The organism is Streptomyces sp. NBC_01410, from assembly GCF_045040195.1.
Classification (GTDB): domain Bacteria; phylum Actinomycetota; class Actinomycetes; order Streptomycetales; family Streptomycetaceae; genus Streptomyces.
Map to the genome: position 1 here is coordinate 5,151,559 of NZ_CP109530.1, position 20,414 is coordinate 5,171,972.

The 20,414-nt window shown below is 68.9% G+C and carries 25 protein-coding genes and 4 tRNA genes; 19 read left to right on the forward strand and 10 right to left on the reverse strand.

What is annotated here, in order from left to right:
* The first annotated feature begins 100 nt into the window (after nucleotides 1–100).
* Together htpX and OG741_RS23760 are read left to right on the forward strand one after the other, a co-directional pair.
* A complete protein-coding gene (gene htpX, locus OG741_RS23755; protein WP_405601035.1) occupies nucleotides 101–964 on the forward strand; it encodes a zinc metalloprotease HtpX in 864 nt (287 codons plus the stop codon).
* On the forward strand, nucleotides 961–1,353 hold the full coding sequence (locus OG741_RS23760) for a YccF domain-containing protein (RefSeq protein WP_324985416.1): 393 nt from the start codon (nucleotides 961–963) through the stop codon (nucleotides 1,351–1,353). Before htpX ends, OG741_RS23760 begins: the two co-directional genes overlap by 4 nt.
* Nucleotides 1,354–1,366: 13 nt before the next feature.
* Here the strand turns inward: OG741_RS23760 and OG741_RS23765 are convergent, their stop codons facing one another.
* Nucleotides 1,367–2,635: an APC family permease gene (locus OG741_RS23765; protein ID WP_405601038.1), complete on the reverse strand. Its 1,269-nt coding sequence runs from the start codon at nucleotides 2,633–2,635 to the stop codon at nucleotides 1,367–1,369.
* Nucleotides 2,636–2,726: 91 nt separating this feature from the next.
* On the opposite strand from OG741_RS23765, the gene OG741_RS23770 reads away from it, so the two are divergent.
* Nucleotides 2,727–2,996, forward strand: coding sequence for a GlsB/YeaQ/YmgE family stress response membrane protein (locus tag OG741_RS23770; RefSeq protein WP_405601041.1), 270 nt, complete (start codon nucleotides 2,727–2,729; stop codon nucleotides 2,994–2,996).
* Nucleotides 2,997–3,032: 36 nt separating this feature from the next.
* On the opposite strand, the gene OG741_RS23775 is transcribed toward OG741_RS23770, so the two are convergent.
* The 3 genes from OG741_RS23775 to OG741_RS23785 all read right to left on the reverse strand — a co-directional run bounded on the left by OG741_RS23775 (nucleotide 3,033) and on the right by OG741_RS23785 (nucleotide 4,892).
* The gene (locus tag OG741_RS23775) at nucleotides 3,033–3,662 is read right to left on the reverse strand and encodes an alpha-ketoglutarate-dependent dioxygenase AlkB family protein (protein WP_405601043.1); all 630 of its coding nucleotides are present in this window, start codon (nucleotides 3,660–3,662) and stop codon (nucleotides 3,033–3,035) included.
* Nucleotides 3,663–3,694: 32 nt separating this feature from the next.
* Entirely contained in the window at nucleotides 3,695–4,219 is a 525-nt protein-coding gene (locus tag OG741_RS23780) for a methylated-DNA--[protein]-cysteine S-methyltransferase (RefSeq protein ID WP_405601044.1), read from the reverse strand.
* Between the two features lie 184 nt (nucleotides 4,220–4,403).
* The gene (locus OG741_RS23785) at nucleotides 4,404–4,892 is read right to left on the reverse strand and encodes a YajQ family cyclic di-GMP-binding protein (protein WP_405601046.1); all 489 of its coding nucleotides are present in this window, start codon (nucleotides 4,890–4,892) and stop codon (nucleotides 4,404–4,406) included.
* A gap of 194 nt (nucleotides 4,893–5,086) precedes the next feature.
* Between OG741_RS23785 and OG741_RS23790 the strand changes: the two genes are divergently transcribed.
* A tRNA-Tyr gene (locus OG741_RS23790) sits at nucleotides 5,087–5,168 on the forward strand.
* Nucleotides 5,169–5,341: 173 nt separating this feature from the next.
* Here OG741_RS23790 and OG741_RS23795 read toward each other — a convergent pair.
* The 3 genes from OG741_RS23795 to OG741_RS23805 form a co-directional block, all read right to left on the reverse strand.
* Nucleotides 5,342–5,839 (reverse strand): GyrI-like domain-containing protein, encoded by a 498-nt coding sequence (locus OG741_RS23795; RefSeq protein ID WP_405601049.1) that lies wholly within the window; start codon nucleotides 5,837–5,839, stop codon nucleotides 5,342–5,344.
* 50 nt (nucleotides 5,840–5,889) lie between these two features.
* A complete protein-coding gene (locus OG741_RS23800; RefSeq protein WP_405601051.1) occupies nucleotides 5,890–6,546 on the reverse strand; it encodes an SDR family oxidoreductase in 657 nt (218 codons plus the stop codon).
* An 83-nt stretch (nucleotides 6,547–6,629) separates the two neighbouring features.
* The gene (locus OG741_RS23805; RefSeq protein WP_266479220.1) at nucleotides 6,630–7,862 is read right to left on the reverse strand and encodes an amidohydrolase family protein; all 1,233 of its coding nucleotides are present in this window, start codon (nucleotides 7,860–7,862) and stop codon (nucleotides 6,630–6,632) included.
* A 248-nt stretch (nucleotides 7,863–8,110) separates the two neighbouring features.
* Between OG741_RS23805 and OG741_RS23810 the strand changes: the two genes are divergently transcribed.
* From OG741_RS23810 to OG741_RS23855, 10 genes are all read left to right on the forward strand, one after another.
* A tRNA-Thr gene (locus tag OG741_RS23810) sits at nucleotides 8,111–8,183 on the forward strand.
* A gap of 46 nt (nucleotides 8,184–8,229) precedes the next feature.
* Nucleotides 8,230–8,302 (forward strand) — tRNA-Met (locus OG741_RS23815).
* Between the two features lie 89 nt (nucleotides 8,303–8,391).
* On the forward strand, nucleotides 8,392–8,556 hold the full coding sequence (gene rpmG / locus OG741_RS23820) for a 50S ribosomal protein L33 (RefSeq protein ID WP_003956487.1): 165 nt from the start codon (nucleotides 8,392–8,394) through the stop codon (nucleotides 8,554–8,556).
* An 85-nt stretch (nucleotides 8,557–8,641) separates the two neighbouring features.
* Nucleotides 8,642–9,094, forward strand: a complete 453-nt coding sequence (locus OG741_RS23825) for a MaoC family dehydratase N-terminal domain-containing protein (RefSeq protein WP_405601053.1) — start codon at nucleotides 8,642–8,644, stop codon at nucleotides 9,092–9,094.
* A complete protein-coding gene (locus OG741_RS23830) occupies nucleotides 9,094–9,522 on the forward strand; it encodes a MaoC family dehydratase (RefSeq protein WP_142214228.1) in 429 nt (142 codons plus the stop codon). Before OG741_RS23825 ends, OG741_RS23830 begins: the two co-directional genes overlap by 1 nt.
* A 164-nt stretch (nucleotides 9,523–9,686) precedes the next feature.
* The gene (locus OG741_RS23835; RefSeq protein ID WP_405601055.1) at nucleotides 9,687–10,247 is read left to right on the forward strand and encodes a TetR/AcrR family transcriptional regulator; all 561 of its coding nucleotides are present in this window, start codon (nucleotides 9,687–9,689) and stop codon (nucleotides 10,245–10,247) included.
* A gap of 77 nt (nucleotides 10,248–10,324) precedes the next feature.
* Nucleotides 10,325–11,767, forward strand: coding sequence for an MFS transporter (locus OG741_RS23840; protein WP_405601057.1), 1,443 nt, complete (start codon nucleotides 10,325–10,327; stop codon nucleotides 11,765–11,767).
* Nucleotides 11,768–11,889: 122 nt separating this feature from the next.
* Nucleotides 11,890–12,945 carry a UDP-N-acetylmuramate dehydrogenase gene (locus tag OG741_RS23845; protein ID WP_405601059.1) on the forward strand — a complete coding sequence of 352 codons (1,056 nt, stop codon included), beginning with the start codon at nucleotides 11,890–11,892 and terminating at the stop codon, nucleotides 12,943–12,945.
* Nucleotides 12,946–13,085: 140 nt separating this feature from the next.
* Nucleotides 13,086–13,610 (forward strand): SigE family RNA polymerase sigma factor, encoded by a 525-nt coding sequence (locus OG741_RS23850; protein WP_405601061.1) that lies wholly within the window; start codon nucleotides 13,086–13,088, stop codon nucleotides 13,608–13,610.
* Entirely contained in the window at nucleotides 13,607–14,458 is an 852-nt protein-coding gene (locus tag OG741_RS23855; protein ID WP_405601063.1) for a hypothetical protein, read from the forward strand. The genes OG741_RS23850 and OG741_RS23855 overlap by 4 nt, the downstream gene beginning before the upstream one ends.
* Before the next feature lie 37 nt (nucleotides 14,459–14,495).
* Here the strand turns inward: OG741_RS23855 and OG741_RS23860 are convergent, their stop codons facing one another.
* Nucleotides 14,496–15,128: an NAD(P)-dependent oxidoreductase gene (locus OG741_RS23860; protein ID WP_405601066.1), complete on the reverse strand. Its 633-nt coding sequence runs from the start codon at nucleotides 15,126–15,128 to the stop codon at nucleotides 14,496–14,498.
* Between the two features lie 87 nt (nucleotides 15,129–15,215).
* Here OG741_RS23860 and OG741_RS23865 point away from each other — a divergent pair, with 87 nt between their 5' ends.
* Entirely contained in the window at nucleotides 15,216–15,812 is a 597-nt protein-coding gene (locus tag OG741_RS23865) for a TetR/AcrR family transcriptional regulator (RefSeq protein WP_405601069.1), read from the forward strand.
* Here the strand turns inward: OG741_RS23865 and OG741_RS23870 are convergent.
* Nucleotides 15,802–16,824, reverse strand: coding sequence for an adenosine deaminase (locus OG741_RS23870; RefSeq protein ID WP_405601071.1), 1,023 nt, complete (start codon nucleotides 16,822–16,824; stop codon nucleotides 15,802–15,804). The two genes, OG741_RS23865 and OG741_RS23870, sit on opposite strands and share 11 nt — an antisense overlap.
* A 123-nt stretch (nucleotides 16,825–16,947) precedes the next feature.
* Nucleotides 16,948–18,174 carry a pyridoxal phosphate-dependent aminotransferase gene (locus OG741_RS23875; RefSeq protein ID WP_405601074.1) on the reverse strand — a complete coding sequence of 409 codons (1,227 nt, stop codon included), beginning with the start codon at nucleotides 18,172–18,174 and terminating at the stop codon, nucleotides 16,948–16,950.
* A 170-nt stretch (nucleotides 18,175–18,344) separates the two neighbouring features.
* On the opposite strand from OG741_RS23875, the gene OG741_RS23880 reads away from it, so the two are divergent.
* The 4 genes from OG741_RS23880 (at nucleotide 18,345) to rplK (ending at nucleotide 20,401) form a co-directional block, all read left to right on the forward strand.
* Nucleotides 18,345–18,417: transfer RNA gene (locus tag OG741_RS23880), tRNA-Trp, on the forward strand.
* Nucleotides 18,418–18,526: 109 nt separating this feature from the next.
* Complete coding sequence (gene secE / locus OG741_RS23885) at nucleotides 18,527–18,814, forward strand: preprotein translocase subunit SecE (protein WP_405601077.1); 288 nt, start codon at nucleotides 18,527–18,529, stop codon at nucleotides 18,812–18,814.
* A 75-nt stretch (nucleotides 18,815–18,889) separates the two neighbouring features.
* Nucleotides 18,890–19,804 (forward strand): transcription termination/antitermination protein NusG, encoded by a 915-nt coding sequence (gene nusG / locus OG741_RS23890; protein ID WP_405601080.1) that lies wholly within the window; start codon nucleotides 18,890–18,892, stop codon nucleotides 19,802–19,804.
* Nucleotides 19,805–19,966: 162 nt separating this feature from the next.
* A complete protein-coding gene (gene rplK, locus OG741_RS23895; protein ID WP_142214219.1) occupies nucleotides 19,967–20,401 on the forward strand; it encodes a 50S ribosomal protein L11 in 435 nt (144 codons plus the stop codon).
* The last annotated feature ends 13 nt before the right edge of the window (nucleotides 20,402–20,414 follow it).

A 20,414-nucleotide genomic window follows, 5' to 3' on the forward strand; every position in this document is an offset into this window, starting at 1 on the left:
GCCTCCCTCGCCTGGCGTTGACCTGTACAGAAGGGTCCACTGGTGAGTGGAGCACCATCACGCGAAGGGTTCCCCTGCGGCACCACTTGGAGGGCGTACCGTGCACCGCCGGCACAACGGGCTGAAGACCGCCGTACTCCTCGGGGGACTGTCCGCTCTCATCCTCGTCATCGGCAGTTTCTTCGGCCGTACGGGCCTGATCGTCGCGCTCTTCGTGGCGCTCGGCACCAACGCGTACGCCTACTGGAACAGCGACAAGCTGGCACTGCGGGCCATGCGCGCCCGTCCCGTCAGCGAATTCGAGGCGCCCGCGCTGTACCGCCTGGTCCGTGAGCTCTCCACCGCCGCCCGTCAGCCCATGCCCCGCCTGTACATCTCGCCCACCCAGGCACCCAACGCCTTCGCCACCGGGCGGAACCCGCGCAATGCCGCGGTGTGCTGCACCGAGGGAATCCTGCAGATTCTCGACGAGCGCGAGCTGCGCGGCGTCATCGGCCACGAGCTGAGCCATGTCTACAACCGCGACATCCTTATCTCCTCCGTCGCGGGCGCGCTCGCCTCGGTGGTGATGTTCCTGGTGAACTTCGCCTGGCTGATCCCCATAGGCCGCTCCGACGACGACGAGGGCCCCGGCCTCATCGGCATGCTGCTGGTCATGATCCTCGGTCCGCTGGCCGCCTCGGTGATCCAGTTGGCCGTCAGCCGTTCGCGGGAATACGAGGCGGACGCCTCGGGCGCCCAGCTCACGGGTGATCCGCTCGCCCTCGCGAGCGCCCTGCGCAAACTCGATGCCGGTACGAAGCAGTTGCCGCTGCCGCCCGAGCCGCGCCTCGAGACCGCGAGTCATATGATGATCGCGAATCCGTTTCGCCCGGGACGGGGCCTCACCAGGATGTTCTCGACACACCCGCCCATGACGGAGCGCATCGCCCGACTCGAGCAAATGGCAGGTCGTCGCCCGTGAAAACTATCCTGAACGTCATCTGGCTCGTTCTGTGCGGCTTCTGGATGTTCCTCAGCTACATGGTTGCGGGACTCGTGCTGTGCATCACGATCATCGGCATCCCCTTCGGTCTGGCCGCGTTCCGCATCGGCGTGTACGCCCTCTGGCCCTTCGGTTACACCGTCGTCGAACGCCGTGATGCCGGAGCGCCGTCCTGCGTCGGCAATGTGCTGTGGCTGGTCCTCGCCGGCTGGTGGCTGGCGCTCGGCCATATCGTCACAGGCATCGTCCTGTGCATCACGATCATCGGCATCCCGCTGGGCATCGCCAACTTCAAGCTGATCCCGGTCTCGCTCCTGCCCTTCGGCAAGGAGATCGTCCGCACGGACCAGCCGTTCGCAGTGCGCTAGGCGAAGACACCCTTTAACCCCTTCGGCGTACCGCGTACACCACGACGCCCACGGCCAGAACTGCTGCGCCTGCCGCCACCGAGAGCGCCGGGAGTGCGAAGGCCAGCACGAGGCACCCGGCGAGCCCGAGGCCCGCGGTCACCCGCACCGTCATCGCTCGTGCCTGCGTCACTCGAACGGGCGTATCCCGATCCGATTCGGAACTCAGCGTCCATGCCGAGGCGTTAGCAATGGCGTAGTACACCAGCACTCCGAACGACGAGAAGCCGATCGCCCCGCGCACATCCGCCGTCGCCGCCACCACGGCGACAACAGCGCCCACCGCGAGCTCCGCGCGGTGCGGCACCTGGAAACGGGGGTGCACGGCGGCCAGCGCGCCCGGCAGATAACCGTCCCGGGCCATCGCAAGCGTCGTCCGTGAGACGCCGAGAATCAGCGCGAGCAAAGACCCGAGTGCCGCCACCGCGGCCCCCACCCGCACGACGGGCGTCAGCCACTGGGCGCCCGCAGCTCGCACGGCGTCGGCGAGCGGAGCCGTCGCCCTGCCCAACTCCCCGGCACCCAGCACAGAAAGGACCGATACCGCCACGCACACATAGACCACCAGCGCGATTCCCAGCGCCAGCGGCACGGCGCGCGGGATCGTACGAGCGGGATCCTTCACCTCCTCGCCGAGCGTGGCGATCCGGGCGTACCCCGCGAACGCGAAGAAGAGAAGCCCCGCGGCCTGGAGCACGCCGCCCGCCGACACGTCCGCGCCCACGTCCAGCCGATCGAAGTCCGCCGAGTCCGACCCGAGGGAGACGACCACGACCGCAGCCAGAACCGCCAGTACCACCGCCACGATCGCCCGCGTCAGCCACGCCGACTTCTGAACGCCCCCATAGTTCACGGCAGTCAGCGCCACCACCGCGGCGACCGCCACCGCGTGCGCCTGGTCCGGCCAGGCATACGCCCCGACCGTCAACGCCATCGCCGCGCACGAAGCGGTCTTCCCGACGATGAATGCCCAGCCCGCCAGATAGCCCCAGAACTCGCCGAGTCGCTCCCGCCCGTACACATACGTCCCGCCGGAAGCCGGATAGCGGGCGGCGAGCCGTGCCGACGACATGGCATTGCAGTACGCGATCACGGCCGCCAGAGCAAGCCCCAGCAGCAGCCCCGATCCGGCGGCACGGGCGGCGGGACCGAGTGCCACGAAGATGCCCGCGCCGATCATCGACCCCAGCCCGATCACGACCGCGTCGAAGACTCCCAGGGACCGCCGCAGTTCCGGTGTCATGTGACGACCCTACTGATCTCCGCAACCGCGCTCAGCTCCCCCGACGTCCTTGAGAACACGAGCAACACCGTACGAAAGGCAGGTTCACGGCATGGGCATCATCAGCTGGATCATTCTCGGGCTGCTCGCCGGCGCCATAGCCAAGATCCTGCTCCCGGGCCGCGACCCGGGGGGCCTGATCGGCACCACGCTCATAGGTGTGGCAGGCGCATTCATCGGCGGCTGGATATCGGCCCGGTACCTGGACCGGCCCATCACCAACGAGTTCTACGACGGGGCGACTTGGGCCTCCGCCATCGGCGGCGCGCTCGTGCTGCTGATCGTCTACCGGATCCTGTTCGGCCACTCGCGCTCGCGCTGACCGCCGCAGTACTCGCCCAGCACCCGCCGCGCCCGCTCAGCCCGGCAGGCCGGTCTCGCGCAGGGTGATGTTCAGCCGTCCACCGCTCATGCCCGTCGCCGGGTCGGCCGTGCCCGGGTACACCTTCGGCACCCCGTGGTACGCGAAGCGTGTGGGTCCGCCAAAGACGAACAGGTCCCCGGACGCCAGCTCCACATCCGTGTACGGACGCCCCCGCGTCTCGGTGTTCCCGAACCGGAAGAGGCAGCTGTCGCCGATGCTCAGCGACACCACCGGAGCACCGGAACGCTCTTCCTTGTCCTGGTGCATCCCCATCCGCGCCGCACCGTCATAGAAGTTGATCAGGGCGGTGTCAGGGGCGTACGCCCGATCCGCCTTGTCCTCCCCGTACGCCGCGACAACAGCCGACCGCCCCAACTCCACAAGCCAGTCAGGGAATTCGGCGACCCGGGCGCCGTTCACATCGTCCGCCGTGCGGCTGTACCGGTACGGCTGCCAGTGCCAGCCCACGCACACGGTCTGCACGGACATCACGCCGCCACCCGGGAGCAAGGTGTGGCGGATCGGGACCGGGCCGAGGGCCCAGGAGCGGCATGCCTCCACCAGTTCCCGCTGTCGCTCCACCGCCAGCCACCCCGGCACATGCACCGCCCCAGGGGCGATCACCGCCCGCTCCCTGGGGAACAGTGCCTCACCCCTCACGGCGTCGGCACGCCCTCGCGCACACCCTCGAGCCCGAGCAGCCGCTGCTTGCGCTCCAGCCCGCCCGCGTACCCGCGAAGGGTGCCGTCCGCGCCGATCACCCGGTGACACGGCCGCACCACGAGCAGGGGATTGCGCCCGATCGCGGTCCCCACGGCGCGTACCCCCGCGGCCGAGGTGCCGACCTGCTGAGCGATCTGCCCGTATGTTGCCGTCGCCCCGTACGGAATCTCTTCCAGTGCCTGCCAGACCCGGCGCTGGAAGTCCGTCCCGCCGTCCACGTACTCGATCTCGAAGTGGGTCAGCCGGCCCTCGAAGTACGCGCCGAGCTGCCTGCTGATCTCCTCGAAGGCCGCAGGGTCACGCCGCCAACCGTCCCGTACGACGGCCGCGCCCTTTTGGCCGGGCAGCGACAGCGAGGCAAGCGCGGTGCCGCCCTTCGCCGTGGGGGACTCCTCGCCGACCAGCAGCAGTTCGCCCAGCGGGCTGTCGATGGTCGTGTAGACCGTCCTGGCGGTCATGGCCCGTTCCTTTCCTCGCAGCGTGTCCTGCGCCGTACGCCTACGAGTCTGCGACCCCCGCTCCGCCGAAGCTGGCGGTATTCGGACATCACGCCGGGCCGACGCGCCCCGACCCCGCCACACGGGGCGAGGGCGGGCGGCCCAGCCGCTCCGCCCCCGGGTCGCCGGGCACGAGCCGCCGGAATCAGCGGTAGTTCACGAACTGCAGCGCGAATTCGAAGTCCTGCCCCTTCAGCAGCGCCTGTACGGCCTGCAGGTCGTCCCGGCTCTTCGAGCTGACCCGCAGCTCGTCGCCCTGGACCTGCGCCTTGACGCCCTTCGGGCCCTCGTCGCGGATGATCTTCGCGACCTTCTTGGCGTTCTCCTGGGAGATGCCTTCCTCGATCGAGGCGAAGATCTTGTACTCCTTGCCGGACAGCTGGGGCTCGCCCGCGTCCAGCGCCTTCAGCGAGATCCCGCGCTTGACCAGCTTGGTCTGGAAGACATCGAGGATGGCGGCGGCGCGCTCCTCGGAGTTGGCCTGCATAAGGATCTTCTCGCCGGACCAGGCGATCGAAGCCCCGACGTTCTTGAAGTCGTAGCGCTGGGAGATCTCCTTCGCGGCCTGGTTGAGGGCGTTGTCGACCTCCTGCCGCTCGACCTTCGAGACGATGTCGAAACTGGAGTCGGCCATGTCCTGTGGCTCCTTGGTTCGGGTGCGTGGAGGCGCGGCCGGAGTCCCGGACCGCACCCGCAAGCCTAGCCACCCGCACCCGTCCCGAGGGCTGATCAATCCGGTGGCGGAGCACCCCCGGGCATCAGGTATCGTTTACGTCGTTGCCGCGGAGCACCACCCCATAGGGGGTGGCTTTCACGGCGACATCCCATGGCGGTGTGCCCGAGTGGCCAATGGGAACGGACTGTAAATCCGTCGGCTCTGCCTACCCAGGTTCGAATCCTGGCGCCGCCACGTGATGAAGATGGCCCTCGATCTGCGGAAACGCGGACCGGGGGCCATCGGCGTTTACGCCTGTCCCAGGGTCGGCACCGGCGGACGCCAGACACCCTTTCCGGACCGCAGGTGTCCCCGTCCGGGCGGCGCAACACCCCCTGCCGTCCCTCGTCGGCGTGATCACCCCGCCCTCAGTCGGCCAGCCGGAACGCGAGCTCGATCTCCCACTTGGACGGGTCCGGCTCGACGCGGGGGTCGGTCAGATACGACTCCAGGCGGCAGGCCCAGCGCTCAGCGCCGTCGACCACCGTCATGTCCCACTCCAGACCCTCCCGTTCCGCCCATGCCCGCACCGCAGTGATGACCCCGAACAGCTGGTCGGGATGGCCGACATGGGTGACCGTCACATAGCGGCCCAGAGGCAGCACGGCGACGCCGATATCGCCCTCGGGCTCCGGCATGGACACGACGGGGATGCCCGCCTCGACCTCCGACTCCCCTTCCATGTCGATGCTGTTGAAGCGGAAGAAGGGGGCACCGGCGAGCTCCGCGCCGCGGCCGGTCAGCCAGCCGAACAGTTCCGGCAGCCGGTCCGCGATCGGGGCGAAGGCGTCCATCCGCACGGTTCCGCGGACGAACGCGTAGAGCTGTTCTCCGCGCTCCACGACCGTGGGGTGAATGTCAGGCATGTGTTCCCTCATCAAGTCAGAACGGAAACGCGGACCACATCGCCCACGGCTCAGTTTCCGGCGACGTCCTTCACCGCGACCATCACTGGCACCGAGCCGCTGATCAGCTCCAGCGTCAGCCCCGCCGTCGCGGACGTCTCCACCAACTCCGCGAGCACCGCCGCCACATCGTCGCGCGGCACCATCCCGCGCCCTGTCGACGCCTTCAGCTGTACGAGGCCGGTGCCCGCGTCGTTGGTCAGTGAGCCCGGCCGCAGAATCGTCCAGGCGAGGCCTTGCCTGGACCGTACGTCGTCGTCCGCCGCGCCCTTCGCCCGCAGGTACACGTCGAACTCGCTGTCGCCCGCGTGCCGGGCGTCCGCGCCCATCGAGGAGACCACGATGTACCGCCGTACGCCTGCCCGTTCCGCCGCGTCCGCGAACAGCACCGCCGCGCCCCGGTCCACCGTGTCCTTGCGCGCCTTGCCGCTGCCCGGACCCGCGCCCGCCGCGAAGACGGCGGCGTCGGCGCCCTGAAGCGTGGCGGCGACCTCCTCGGCCGAAGCCGACTCCAGGTCGAGCAGGACCGGTTCGGCACCGGCCTCACGCAGGTCGTCGCCTTGCTCAGGTCTGCGGATGATGCCCGCGACCTCGTGTCCGCCCGCCGACAGCAGCCGTTCGAGACGGAGTGCGATCTGACCGTGTCCTCCAGCGATGACAATGCGCATGCCTACGACGGTACGTCCGAAGCGCCCGGCTCGCTCAGGGACTCACCGTCTGCCACGTCACGCGCAGACGCGAGGCGCAGACGTCAGGGACAGGTGTCCGGCCGCCCCTGCCGGGGCAGTTCGAGGGCGACCGCGGCCGCCGAGTCGCAATACTCCCGTACCGCGCTGGTCCGGGCCACCACCCGTCCGCGGTGAATCACGATCCGGCTGTACGCGAGCGACAGGACCCCCGAGATCCGCTCGCCGCGCACCGCGAGGAGCTCGGCCGGGAAGCCTGCCTCGACCCGTACTTCCGGCAGTCCCATCGCCTGCCGCGCGACGCCCGCCACCGTCCCGTACGCCTCACGCGCCGCCATCCCGCCCTGAGAAGCCAGCAGATACGCGGCCTCCAAGGGATCGCCGCGGCCCACCGGGTTCGAGACGTCGCGCAGCGCCCCGCTGCCCGCCGCGACCCGCACCCCTGCGGCTCGCAACAGGCGCACCGGCGCGTTGCCCCGCAGCTCGACGGCCCCGCAGCCGCCCTGGGGCACACAGACCACCGTGACCCCGGCCGCGGCCAGCTGGTCGGCCGCTCTCGACGCCACCTCGCGCGGCAGCCGGGCGAGCCCCGCGCACGGCCCGATCGCGACGCCGGGCCGCAGTCCGCCCGCCATCGCCGCGAGCCGGGCGAGCCGGGCCGGATCGTCGCCGTGGGTGTGCAGGTCGACGGGGCAGCCGTGTTCGGCGGCGACTTCGAGCACGGCTTCGGCGTACCCGGTCGGATCGGGGTCGGTGTCCGGGCAGCCGCCCACCACCCCGGCGCCCATCTTCACCGCATCCCGGAGCATCGCCAGGCCGTCGGCTCCCGCGACGCCTGTGAGCAGCCGCGGCACGGCCACGGCCGTCAGATCCGCGAGCCCGCGCAGCGAGCGCCGCGCCTGGAGCACCGCCTCCAGCGGGCCGAGCGCGTGCACGTCTCCGATCCGTACGTGCGAGCGCAGCGCGGTCGCCCCGTGTCCCAGCTGCAGCAGGGCAGCCTCGGTGGCACGCCGCTGGACGTCCTCGGTGTCGTACGAAACGGGTCCCAGCGAGTCGGCGGTCAGTGCCGTGTCCCCATGGGTGTGCGGATCGGCAGGGGCGGGCAACAGCAGATAGCCGCTCAGGTCGACGCGGGTGGCGTGCGGGGTGAGGCTGCCCGCGGTGCCGACGGCCTCGATGCGTCCGCCGCTGAGCCGGACGTCCACGGTGCGGCCGTCGGTGAGCCTGGCGTCGCAGAGCAGCAGCGCGGTCGTGTCCGCCGTGGCGCCGTCGGGTGGCTGCGGCTGGCTGTCGGGCATCGCGCTCCTGGGTGGGGCGGTGGGGCGGTGGGGCTCGGGCGACGTGACGGAAAACAAGATCACAAAGACAAGATCACGCAGCGTGAGTCGAGCCTAGGGGCGCGCCGAGCGCGCTTCGAGGAGGAGCGCAATAGTCGTACCGGTGTGGCCACGAGTGGCGTACGGGACGCACGGGGCTCAGGCCCTGCGGAGGGCGCCGAAACGGATTTGGGCGATCGGCGACGGACCGTGTAATGTCTTCATCGCTCGCCCCAATAGCTCAGTCGGTAGAGCGTCTCCATGGTAAGGAGAAGGTCTACGGTTCGATTCCGTATTGGGGCTCTGATGTCGGGGATCCTCACCTCCGGGTGAGGAGATCCGGCATCGCAGCGGTGTAGCTCAGTCGGTAGAGCAAGCGGCTCATAATCGCTGTGTCACCGGTTCAAGTCCGGTCACCGCTACACACAGTAGCCGATTGTGGGGTCGGTCCTCCGATCGGCTACTCTTTTATGCGTTCATCCGTTCATCCGTCCGTCCAAGGAGCACTCACGTGGCTGCCACCGACGTCCGCCCGAAGATCACGCTGGCCTGCGTGGAGTGCAAGGAGCGGAACTACATCACCAAGAAGAACCGGCGTAACAACCCGGACCGTCTTGAGATGAAGAAGCACTGCCCGCGCTGCAACTCGCACACGGCGCACCGCGAAACGCGCTAATCAGGCTCGTATACGAGGCCGCCCCCGACTCGGGGGCGGCCTCGTGTCGTTTGTTGAGGTCCATCTGTCAGGAGGGAGCCAGTCCATGGCGCTCGACCAGTCCTTCGTGGGGCGGACTTATCCGCCCACCTCGCCTTATGAGGTAGGCCGGGAAAAGATCCGCGAGTTCGCCGAGGCGGTGGGCGACGCCAATCCCGCGTACACCGACCCGGATGCCGCCAGGGCGCTCGGCCACTCCGATGTGATCGCGCCGCCGACTTTCGCCTTCGCGATCACTTTCAAAGCTGCTGAACAGGTTATTCAGGACCCGCAGTTGGGGCTCGACTACGACCGCGTCGTGCATCGCGAGCAGAAGTTCGCGTACACCCGGCCGGTCGGCGCGGGGGACCGGCTCTCCGTCGTCTCGACCATTGAGTCGATCAAGTCCCTTGCGGGCAACGATGTTGTGGACATCCGTGGCGAGGTGCGCGACGAGGCCGGCGCGCATGTCGTGACCGCGTGGACCAAGCTGGTGGCGCGCGCTGCCGAGGAGGCGTGATGGCTGCGAAGATCTCTTACGCGGACGTCGAGGTGGGCACCGAGCTTCCGGCGCAGAGTTTTCCCGTGACGCGGGCCACGCTGGTGCAGTACGCGGGCGCCTCGGGCGACTTCAACCCGATCCACTGGAATGAGAAGTTCGCCACGGAGGTGGGACTTCCCGATGTGATCGCGCACGGCATGTTCACCATGGCCGAGGCGGTACGCGTCGTCACGGACTGGGCCGGCGACCCGGGCGCGGTCGTCGAGTACGGCGTCCGCTTCACCAAGCCCGTCGTCGTGCCGAACGACGAGAAGGGCGCGCTGATCGAGGTCGGCGGCAAGGTCGCGGCGAAGCTGGACGACAACCGCGTCCAGGTCGACGTGACGGTGATGAGCGAGGGACAGAAGGTACTGAGCATGTCCCGCGCCGTGGTGCAGCTCTCCTGAGGTGCCGCAGCCGAGCGGTACGGCGCTGAGTCCCGAGCGGTACGGCGCTGAGTAAGGGGCGCCCCTCATCGGGGGGTGCCCCTTACCTCGCTTCCCCTTGCCCTGCCTCCCTACCTTTCACTCGCTTCTTGACTTGTTAGTGATTGGCCACTAACTTAGTTCTCATGGTCAGGATGAGCGCAGAAGAGCGACGCGAGAGCGTTATCCGCGCAGCGATCACCGAGTTCGCGCGAGGCGGCTACGACGGCACCTCCACCGAGGCGATCGCTAAGCGGGTCGGGGTGTCGCAGCCGTATCTCTTCCGGCTGTTCAAGAACAAGCAGGAGCTCTTTCTCGCGGCGGCGACCCGCTGTCTGGATCAGACCCGCGAGGCAATGGCGGATGCCGCGCGCGATGTGGCGCCGGAAGATGTGCACCTGGCGATGGGGACCGCGTACAAGCGGCTTCTGGCCGAGGACCCCGACAGGCTGCTCATGCAGATGCAGGTGTACGTCGCCGTGGCCTCGGCCGAGGCGGCCGGGGACCACGAGTTCGGCGAGGCGATCCGGGCGGAGTGGGAGAAGCTCTGGGACTTCTCGCATCTTGCCCTCGGCGCCGATGTGAAGGAGACCACGTACTTCCTGTCCTACGGAATGCTGATCAACGTCCTTGCGTCGCTCGGCTTCCCGAAGGGGCATCGCGTCTGGTCGGGCTTCGACATGTCCAGCATTCCAGTGGCGAAGTAGGGCGCTCGCGCGTCCATGGATGTGCGTTTCTCTGCCTACGGAAGTTAGTCATCGATAACTAACATCAGGGAAAAGTCATGGAACAGAGCACGGCCCGCCGCGGCAGCGCCGCCTGGGCACTCGTCATCACCAGCGTCGCCGGTTTCATGGCGGCCCTCGACAACCTCGTCGTCACCACCGCCCTTCCGTCCATCCGCAAGGACCTCGGAGGCGCGCTGGAGGACCTGGAATGGACGGTGAGCGCGTACACGCTCACCTTCGCCGTCCTGCTGATGTTCGGTGCCGCACTCGGCGACCGCTTCGGCCGGCGCAGGCTTTTCATAGCGGGCCTGGCCGTCTTCACCGGCGCCTCCGCCGCGGCCGCCCTCGCACCCGGCATCGACGCCCTCATCGCGGCCCGCGCCGTCCAGGGTGTCGGTGCAGCGATCATGATGCCGCTCACCCTGACCCTGCTCACGGCGGCCGTTCCGGTCGCCCGGCGCGGTGCGGCTCTCGGCATCTTCAGCGCCGTCACCGGCCTCGCCGTCGCCAGCGGCCCACTCATCGGCGGCAGCCTGACCGAGCACATCTCCTGGCAGTGGATCTTCTGGCTGAACGTACCGATAGGCCTGGCGCTGCTGCCGCTGGCCCGGCTGCGTCTGGACGAGTCGTACGCACCCAACGCCCGGCTCGACATCCCCGGCACCCTGCTCGTCAGCGGCGGCCTCTTCGGGATCGTCTACGCCCTGGTCAACGGCCAGGCCGACGGCTGGAGCAGCACCCCGATCCTGGCCGGTCTGATCCTGGGCACGCTCCTCCTGGCCGCTTTCGTGCGGCACGGTCTGACGAGCAAGAACCCCATGCTCCCCATGCGGCTCTTCCGTAACCGCGCCTTCTTCGGCATCAATGTCGCGAGCCTGCTGATGTTCCTGGGCATGTTCGGTTCGATCTTCCTGCTCAGCCAGTTCCTGCAGGGCGTCGCCGGGTACTCGCCCACCGAGGCGGGTCTGCGGATGCTCCCCTGGACCGGAATGCCGCTGATCGTCGCGCCCATCGCCGGATATCTCTCCGACAAGATCGGCGGCCGCCCGGTCGTCGCCACCGGCCTCGCCCTTCAGGCCGTGGGCCTGGCGCTCTTCGCGCTGGTCCTGGAGCCGGGTGTGTCGTACTCCGCGCAGCTGCCCGCACTGATCCTCAGCGGCATCGGTATGGCGCTGTACTTCGCCCCCGCTGCCAGTGTCGTCATGTCCAGCGTCCGCCCTGCCGAGCAGGGCGTCGCGTCCGGCGCGAACAACGCCCTGCGCGAGGTCGGCGGCGCGCTCGGTGTCGCGGTCCTCGGCGCGGTCTTCGCAGCCCAGGGCAGTTACGAGTCCCCCCAGGCCTTCACCGACGGCACCGTCCCCGCGCTGTGGATCGGCGCGGGCGCGGTGGCCGTCGCGGCCTTGGTCGCCCTGCTGATCCCGGGCCGCCGCCACCTGACACCGGCCGACGCCCCGGTGAGCTCGGAGGCCGTCGAGAAGTCCGTGCCCGTCAGCGTGTGATCGGACGTCGTGTGATCGGACACGGTGTGACCCGTCGCCGTGTGATCCGTACGACAGCGGCGTACGCATCCGGTCCGTGGCCCCGCCCGAGCGGTGGAGCCACGGACCGTACCCTTGTCCCCGTGCAGGAACTCCACGACGCCCCCCTCGCCCCCCTGACCACCTTCCGGCTCGGCGGCCCCGCGACCCGCCTCGTCACGGCGACCACCGACGACGAGGTGGTCGCCGTCGTACGCGAGGCGGACGCCGCGGGCACCCCGCTGCTGATCATCGGCGGCGGCAGCAACCTGGTCATCGGCGACAAGGGATTCGACGGCACCGCGCTGCGCATCGCCACCCGCGGCTTCGAACTGTCCGGTACCACGCTGGAGTTGGCCGCGGGCGAGGTCTGGACGGACGCCGTCGCCCGCACCGTGGAAGCGGGCCTCGCGGGCATCGAGTGCCTGGCGGGCATCCCCGGCTCGGCCGGTGCCACGCCGATCCAGAACGTGGGCGCCTACGGTCAGGAAGTCTCCAGCACCATCACCGAGGTCGTGGCCTACGACCGCCGCAACGGTGAGACGGTCACCGTCCCGAACGCCGAGTGCGCCTTCTCGTACCGCCACAGCCGCTTCAAGCAGGACCCCGAGCGCTATGTCGTCCTGCGGGTCCGCTTCGAGCTGGAGGACGCGGGCGGGCTGTCGGCGCCGCTCAAGTACGCCGAGACGGCGCGCGCACTCGGCGTCGAGGCGGGCAACCGTGTCCCGGCGGCCGCCGCCCGCGAGACCGTACTGAAACTGCGCGCGGGCAAGGGCATGGTGCTGGACCCCGAGGACCACGACACCTGGTCGGCGGGTTCCTTCTTCACCAACCCGATCCTCGATCAGGCCGCGTACGAGATCTTTCTCACCCGGGTTCACGACCGCCTCGGACCCGATGTCGCGCCGCCCGCCTTCCCGGCGGGGGAGGGGCGCACCAAGACCTCGGCGGCCTGGCTGATCGACAGGGCCGGCTTCACCAAGGGGTACGGCACCGGCCCGGCCCGGATCTCCACCAAGCACACGCTCGCCCTCACCAACCGCGGTGAGGCCACCACCGAGGACTTGCTCGCGCTGGCACGCGAGGTCGTGGCGGGCGTGCGCGAGGCGTTCGGTGTCACGCTCGTCAACGAGCCGGTGACGGTCGGCGTCAGCTTGTAACCCGGCCTGTTCCCGGGCCGCAGCCCAGCCTGCACAAGGCATGCATCGGTCCGCAAAAGCCGATGGAACCCGCCGTGCTCCCCAGGTTGTCGAGTGAGTGACAGGGTCTTCGGACCACACACCGCTCGGGGGGAGCGCCAGTGCGTCAGGGCGGCTCGGCTCGCGATTCGGAATTCGCGGATTTCGTGACGGCGTCACATGTGTCGCTGCTGCGGACCGCCCGTCTGCTGACGGGTGATCCGCACACGGCCGAGGATCTCGTGCAGACCGCGCTGATACGGGTCTATGCGCACTGGGGCCGCTCGGCCGGCTGGGACTCGCCTCAGGCGTACGCCCGCAAGGCCGTCGTCAACCTTTACGCGACCTGGCGCAGGCGCCGCTGGCACAGCGAGGTCGCCCACACCGGAGCGGAGAGCGCAGCGGACGGTCACGACATGGCCGGGAGTGCGGAGGCGAGGCTCGAACTGGGCCGCGCGCTCGCGGCTCTGCCCCGCGCCCAGCGTGCCGTGGTGGTGCTCCGCTACTACGAGGACCTGTCGGTGGAACAGACGGCCGAGCTGCTCGGCTGTTCGCCCGGGACGGTCAAGAGCCGTACCAACAGGGCCTTGGAGCGGCTGCGTACTGCAGGTGCGCTGGCCGGCTATGCGGGAAGGGGCGCGCAGTGAGCGACGAGGAAGAGGTGCTGAGGCGGGGCCTGAAGGATCTGGCCGAGGTGGGCGGCCAGGCCGGGGGTCTGACGGCGGTGGAGGCATTCCTGGCGAAGGCCCACCGGGCCCGGGCTCGCCGACGTGCGGCGGTCGCCGGCTGCGCAGTGGTGCTGTTCGCGGGCGGCACGGGGCTGGGAGTGCGGCTTTCTGTCGGCGACCCAAGGCCGGACAGTGTGGTGAGCAAGGCGACGGAGAGCCCGGCGCCGAAGGGGGGCCCGTTGGCGACCGGGCCCGCCAAGCCCGAAGAGGGCGTCAGGTATCGGTACGACATGTCCCAGACCTGCAATGTGCGGCATGCCGTCTTCGGCGGGCGCACCTGGGAGGTCGGTGGCAGGGGGCCGCAGTACGTCCTCCGCTGGGCGCACGGCGCCGACCGTCACAGCGGGTATATGACGCTGATAGACACAGACTCCGCCCTCTTCGAGACCGACGACCCCACACTGCCCGCGCTGGAGTTGCACCCAGTCTCCGGAAAGGTGCCCTGCATCGGACGGGAACCGCAGCGGGCGCTGTCCGACGAGCCCGCCTACCCGATGGGTCCGAAGAAACCACGCATAGGCGCCAGGTATCCGTACTCCATGACCAAGGAGTGCGAGATGCAGTACGCGGCCTTCGGCGGCAGGTGGTGGAAGGCCGACGAGAAATCGTCGTCGGGGTTCCGGGTGGACTGGGTGAACGAAAGGCCCCTCGCCGCGTACATGACCCAGGCGGACAGCACCACCGCTCTGCTCGAGATCCCCCAGCCCGGGAAGAACTGGAAGATCAACTACCAACTGGTCGACCACAAGGGCGACGAGTGCGACTGATCCGCGAAGTCGCGCCCGGGCGGTTCCCCGACAGGGTCTAGTACGCCACGCCCACACCCTGCTTGACCGTCGTGGGGTTCTCGATCATTCCCAGCATCGCGTGGGCCACATCCGCACGGCCGATCGTCCTGCCGCTGCGCGGAGTGCCGCCCACAACCGTCCGGTACGTGCCTGTCAGCGGCTTGTTCAGCAGCCGTGGCGGGCGTACCGAGGTCCAGTCCGTCGTGCTGCGCGCCAGCTCCTCCTCCATGGAACGGAGGTCGTCGTACACCGGCTTCAGCAAGGTGTTGATCACCGCGAGCGTCGTGCGGTCCAGCATCGGCTGGCGATCGGGGACCGGGCCGAGCGGGGCCGCGCTCACCACCAGCAGCCGGCGTGTGCCCTCCGCCTCCATCGCCCAGAGCACCGAGCGCGTCAGCGCGGCCGCGACCCCGGCGTCCCCGCGCCTGCGTGCACCAAGACCCGAGAGGACCGCGTCACGCCCGGCGACCGCCTTACGCAGCGACTCGCCCTCCTTCAGGTCCGCCTGGAACACCTGCAGGCCGGGACCCGTGATCGTGAACCGAGCCGGATCGCGCACCACCGCCGTCACCTCGTGTCCCGCCGCCAGCGCCTGCGCGACTATCTCCTGACCGATTTGGCCGGTCGCACCGAAAACTGTGAGCTTCATGGCGCACCCTCCTCGGGTGGGTAAGTATTCACTCACCTCTAGAGTGGGTAAGTACTCACTCACTCGTCAAGCCCCGTCGGAGGATCCATGCAGAAACCGGCTCGCGCACGCATCGTCGACGCCGCCCACGAGCTCATGCTCACCCTCGGCCTCGCCCGCACCACCACCAAGGAGATCGCCAGGGCGGCAGGCTGCTCCGAGGCCGCGCTCTACAAGAACTTCGCGAGCAAGGAGGAACTGTTCATCGCCGTCCTGAAAGAGCGGCTGCCCAAGCTGAGCCCGCTGCTCGCCGGCCTCGCCGCCGAGCCGGGGGAGCATCCCGTCGAGGAGAACCTCACGGCGGTCGCCCGCGAGGCCGCGCTCTTCTACGAGCAGACCTTCCCGATCGCCGCCTCGCTCTACGCCGAGCCGCAGCTCAAGCGACGCCACGAGCAGGCCATGCGTGAGATGGGCGCGGGACCGCACAGGCCGATCCAGGGCCTGGACGCCTACCTGCGGGCCGAGCAGCAGGCGGGCCGTATCAGCGCCGAGGCGGACACCTACGCGGCCGCCTCGCTGCTCCTCGGCGCCTGCGCCCAGCGTGCCTTCGCCTACGAGATGACGGAGGCCGGCAAACCCCCACAGCCCCTCGACGAGTTCGCCGCCGGCATCGCACGCGCCCTGCTGCGCGGAATCAGCCGGTAGCCAGCCAGTTGTCGATCCCCGCCAGCAGCTTGTCCTTCACCTCGCCCGGAGCCGCCGACGCCCGCACCGACTGGCGTGCCAGTTCGGCCAGTTCGGCGTCCGTGAAGCCGTGGTGCCTGCGTGCCAGTTCGTACTGGGCGGCCAGCCGCGAGCCGAAGAGGAGCGGGTCGTCCGCCCCCAGAGCCATCGGTACCCCCGCGTCGTACAGGGTGCGCAGTGGCACGTCGGCGGGCTTCTCGTACACGCCCAGCGCCACATTCGACGAAGGGCACACCTCGCAGGTCACCCCGCGCTCCGCCAGCTTCCGCAGCAGTCGGGGGTCCTCCGCCGCCCGCACCCCGTGCCCGATCCGCGAGGCGTGCAGATCGTCCAGGCAGTCCCGTACCGACGCGGGACCCGTCAGCTCGCCGCCGTGCGGCGCCGCCAGCAGACCGCCCTCCCGCGCGATGGAGAAGGCGCGGTCGAAGTCCCGTGCCATGCCCCGGCGTTCGTCGTTGGAGAGGCCGAAGCCGACAACCCCACGGTCCGCATAGCGCACCGCCAGCCGCGCCAGTGTGCGCGCATCCAGGGGGTGCTTCATACGGTTCGCCGCGACCAGCACTCGCATCCCGAGGCCGGTCTCCCGCGAGGCGCGCTCCACCGCGTCCAGAATGATCTCCAGCGCCGGGATCAGCCCGCCCAGCATGGGGGCGTACGAGGTCGGATCGACCTGAATTTCCAGCCAGCCGGAACCGTCCCGGACGTCCTCCTCTGCCGCCTCGCGCACCAGCCGCTGGATGTCCTCGGGGGAGCGCAGACAGGACCGCGCCATGTCGTAGAGCCGCTGGAAACGGAACCATCCGCGCTCGTCGGTCGCCCGCAGCTTGGGCGGTTCGCCGCCGGTCAGGGCATCGGGCAGATGGACGCCGTACTTGTCGGCGAGCTCCAGCAGGGTGGTGGGCCGCATCGACCCGGTGAAGTGCAGATGCAGATGAGCCTTGGGCAGCAGGGCTACGTCACGTACACGCTCCATCCCAGGATCTTGCCGCAACACCTCGCCCAGGGACAGCCGCTTTCCCCGATCGGGTTCTTGCCCGAACGAAGAAACGGAACCCACCGACTCCGTCGAGTCGGTGGGTTCCGCCGTCGCAGGACGTCAGTCGCGCGCCTCGGCCAGCAGCTTCTGCAGCCGCGAGACACCCTCGATCAGGTCCTCGTCGCCCAGCGCGTACGAAAGACGCAGATAGCCGGGAGTGCCGAAAGCCTCGCCCGGTACGACCGCCACCTCGGCCTCGTCCAGGATCAGCGCCGCCAGCTCCACCGAGGTCTGGGGGCGCTTGCCGCGGATCTCCTTGCCCAGCAGCCCCTTCACCGAGGGGTACGCGTAGAAGGCGCCCTCCGGCTCCGGGCACAGCACGCCGTCGATCTCGTTGAGCATCCGTACGATCGTCTGCCGGCGGCGGTCGAAGGCGGTCCGCATCTCGGCGACCGCGTCCAGCGAACCGGAGACGGCGGCCAGCGCCGCGACCTGCGCCACATTGGACACGTTCGACGTGGCGTGCGACTGCAGGTTGGTCGCGGCCTTCACCACATCCTTCGGGCCGACGATCCACCCCACGCGCCAGCCGGTCATCGCGTAGGTCTTGGCCACACCGTTGACCACGATGCACTTGTCGCGCAGCTCGGGCACCAGCGCGGGCAGCGAGGTGAACTTCGCGTCGCCGTAGACCAGGTGCTCGTAGATCTCGTCCGTCAGCACCCACAGCCCGTGCTCGAGCGCCCAGCGCCCGATCGCCTCGGCGTCGGCCTCGCTGTAGACCGCGCCGGTCGGGTTGGACGGAGAGACGAAGAGCACGACCTTCGTACGCTCCGTGCGCGCCGCCTCCAGCTGCTCGACGGAGACCCGGTAGCCGGTGGTCTCGTCGGCCACGACGTCGACCGGGACGCCGCCCGCGAGGCGGATCGACTCGGGGTAGGTGGTCCAGTACGGAGCCGGGACGATGACCTCGTCACCCGGGTCGAGGATGGCGGCGAACGCCTCGTAGATCGCCTGCTTGCCGCCGTTGGTGACCAGGATCTGCGAGGCCTCGACCTCGTAACCGGAGTCGCGCAGCGTCTTGGCGGCGATGGCGGCCTTGAGCTCGGGGAGCCCGCCCGCCGGCGTGTAGCGGTGGTACTTCGGGTTCTTGCAGGCCTCGATCGCGGCCTCGACGATGTAGTCCGGTGTCGGGAAGTCCGGCTCACCCGCGCCGAAGCCGATCACCGGACGTCCGGCGGCCTTGAGGGCTTTGGCCTTTGCGTCGACGGCGAGGGTCGCGGACTCGGAGATCGCACCGATGCGGGCGGAGACCCGGCGCTCGGTGGGAGAGGTTGCAGCGCTCATACGGCCCATCGTCCCAGACGGCCATCCCGCCCGGCACACATGTTTCGAGTAGCGGACAGGAACCGGCTCGAAGCTATCTGTTCGACGCCGGGCCTGCGAGCACGTACACTCACTCGTCGTTGGCCCACACCAACCACATCTTCGGATGGGGTAGGTTGGGGAAACCACAAAGGGTCGTAGCTCAATTGGTAGAGCACTGGTCTCCAAAACCAGCGGTTGGGGGTTCAAGTCCCTCCGGCCCTGCTACACACACCTTCGCCAGGATGTGTGCGCATGTACGTACATTCAATGAACCGGCCGTGCGGCTCCACCGGGCGCGGCGCGGCCACGACCCGGAATCAGGTGAAAGATCGTGACGGACGCCGTGGGCTCCATCGACATGCCTGATGCCGAGGACGAGGCGCCTGAGTCGAAGAAGAAGTCCCGCAAGGGCGGTAAGCGCGGCAAGAAGGGCCCCCTCGGTCGTCTGGCGCTCTTCTACCGACAGATCGTCGCCGAGCTGCGCAAGGTCGTCTGGCCCACTCGAAGCCAGCTGTCGACGTACACCACAGTGGTGATTGTCTTCGTAGTCGTCATGATTGGTCTGGTGACCGTGATTGACTATGGGTTCCAGGAAGCCGTCAAGTACGTCTTCGGCTGATCCCGCGGAGGGCGCCGGCAGCGGCGCCCCTTTCGCATGTTCCACCCCATCTGTATCCAGGAAGAAGCAGCCACCGTGTCTGACCCGAACCTGAACGACGCCATCGAGTCGGCGGAGTCCGTGGAGGACGAGCTCGACATCGTCGAGGCGGCGGACGCTGTGGAGCCGGACCAGGCCGAGGCTGCCGACTCCATCGCCGGTGAGCCGGCCGAGCAGGCCGCGGTGCACGTCGAGGAAGAGGCCACCGCCGTGGCCGAGGTCGACGAGGACGAGGCCGCCGCAGCCGCTGTCGAGGACGAGGCCGAAGAGGCCGCCGACGTCGAAGCCGCCGAAGAGGCGGTTGATGTCGTGGAGGAAGAGCCCGCCGCCCCGGTCGACCCCGTCGCCGCGCTCCGCGACGAACTGCGCGGTCTGCCCGGCGAGTGGTACGTCATCCACACGTACGCCGGTTACGAGAAGCGCGTGAAGGCAAACCTTGAGCAGCGTGCCGTCTCTCTGAACGTCGAGGACTTCATCTACCAGGCCGAAGTGCCCGAGGAAGAGATCGTCCAGATCAAGAACGGCGAGCGCAAGAACGTCCGCCAGAACAAGCTCCCCGGATACGTCCTGGTCCGTATGGACCTGACGAACGAGTCCTGGGGCGTCGTCCGCAACACCCCTGGCGTCACCGGCTTCGTGGGCAACGCCTACGACCCGTACCCGCTGACCCTGGACGAGATCGTCAAGATGCTCGCCCCGGAGGCCGAGGAGAAGGCCGCCCGCGAGGCCGCCGAGGCCGAGGGCAAGCCGGCTCCGGCCCGCAAGGTCGAGGTCCAGGTGCTGGACTTCGAGGTCGGCGACTCGGTCACCGTCACCGACGGCCCGTTCGCGACGCTGCAGGCGACGATCAACGAGATCAACGCCGACTCGAAGAAGGTCAAGGGCCTCGTCGAGATCTTCGGCCGCGAGACCCCGGTCGAGCTGAGCTTCGACCAGATCCAGAAGAACTAGCTCCTTCAGGCAGTCTTCTGGAACATACGCCTCCGAACAGGTCAGATCGGCTCTCGCAGCCGCTCTGACCTGCTCGGTTTTTGGCCGCACAGCCCCAGCAGTTATCGTTGTGCGGTTGCCCCTTGGGCAGCAGGAAAGACATGAATAGGAAGAGGACCCGGAATGCCTCCCAAGAAGAAGAAGGTCACGGGGCTTATCAAGCTCCAGATCCAGGCCGGCGCGGCCAACCCGGCTCCGCCGGTCGGCCCCGCGCTGGGTCAGCACGGCGTCAACATCATGGAGTTCTGCAAGGCCTACAACGCCGCGACCGAGTCGCAGCGTGGCATGGTCGTGCCGGTGGAGATCACGGTCTACGAGGACCGTTCCTTCACCTTCATCACCAAGACTCCGCCGGCCGCCAAGCTGATCCTCAAGGCCGCGGGTGTGGACAAGGGCTCCGGCGAGCCTCACAAGACCAAGGTTGCCAAGCTCACCGGCGCCCAGGTCCGTGAGATCGCCTCGGTCAAGATGCCCGACCTGAACGCCAACGACCTGGACGCCGCGTCGAAGATCATCGCCGGCACCGCCCGTTCGATGGGCATCACGGTCGAGGGCTGACAGCCCCCGTTGA

What these genes read in the sequence shown, in the direction of transcription:
- OG741_RS23765 (WP_405601038.1), bottom strand. Translation starts at nt 2,635, where the DNA reads ATGACACCGGAACTGCGGCGGTCCCTGGGAGTCTTCGACGCGGTCGTG.
- OG741_RS23770 (WP_405601041.1), top strand. Translation starts at nt 2,727, where the DNA reads ATGGGCATCATCAGCTGGATCATTCTCGGGCTGCTCGCCGGCGCCATA.
- OG741_RS23780 (WP_405601044.1), bottom strand. Translation starts at nt 4,219, where the DNA reads ATGACCGCCAGGACGGTCTACACGACCATCGACAGCCCGCTGGGCGAA.
- OG741_RS23785 (WP_405601046.1), bottom strand. Translation starts at nt 4,892, where the DNA reads ATGGCCGACTCCAGTTTCGACATCGTCTCGAAGGTCGAGCGGCAGGAG.
- OG741_RS23795 (WP_405601049.1), bottom strand. Translation starts at nt 5,839, where the DNA reads ATGCCTGACATTCACCCCACGGTCGTGGAGCGCGGAGAACAGCTCTAC.
- OG741_RS23800 (WP_405601051.1), bottom strand. Translation starts at nt 6,546, where the DNA reads ATGCGCATTGTCATCGCTGGAGGACACGGTCAGATCGCACTCCGTCTC.
- OG741_RS23805 (WP_266479220.1), bottom strand. Translation starts at nt 7,862, where the DNA reads ATGCCCGACAGCCAGCCGCAGCCACCCGACGGCGCCACGGCGGACACG.
- OG741_RS23825 (WP_405601053.1), top strand. Translation starts at nt 8,642, where the DNA reads ATGGCGCTCGACCAGTCCTTCGTGGGGCGGACTTATCCGCCCACCTCG.
- OG741_RS23830 (WP_142214228.1), top strand. Translation starts at nt 9,094, where the DNA reads ATGGCTGCGAAGATCTCTTACGCGGACGTCGAGGTGGGCACCGAGCTT.
- OG741_RS23835 (WP_405601055.1), top strand. Translation starts at nt 9,687, where the DNA reads ATGGTCAGGATGAGCGCAGAAGAGCGACGCGAGAGCGTTATCCGCGCA.
- OG741_RS23840 (WP_405601057.1), top strand. Translation starts at nt 10,325, where the DNA reads ATGGAACAGAGCACGGCCCGCCGCGGCAGCGCCGCCTGGGCACTCGTC.
- OG741_RS23860 (WP_405601066.1), bottom strand. Translation starts at nt 15,128, where the DNA reads ATGAAGCTCACAGTTTTCGGTGCGACCGGCCAAATCGGTCAGGAGATA.
- OG741_RS23865 (WP_405601069.1), top strand. Translation starts at nt 15,216, where the DNA reads ATGCAGAAACCGGCTCGCGCACGCATCGTCGACGCCGCCCACGAGCTC.
- OG741_RS23870 (WP_405601071.1), bottom strand. Translation starts at nt 16,824, where the DNA reads ATGGAGCGTGTACGTGACGTAGCCCTGCTGCCCAAGGCTCATCTGCAT.
- OG741_RS23875 (WP_405601074.1), bottom strand. Translation starts at nt 18,174, where the DNA reads ATGAGCGCTGCAACCTCTCCCACCGAGCGCCGGGTCTCCGCCCGCATC.
- rplK (WP_142214219.1), top strand. Translation starts at nt 19,967, where the DNA reads ATGCCTCCCAAGAAGAAGAAGGTCACGGGGCTTATCAAGCTCCAGATC.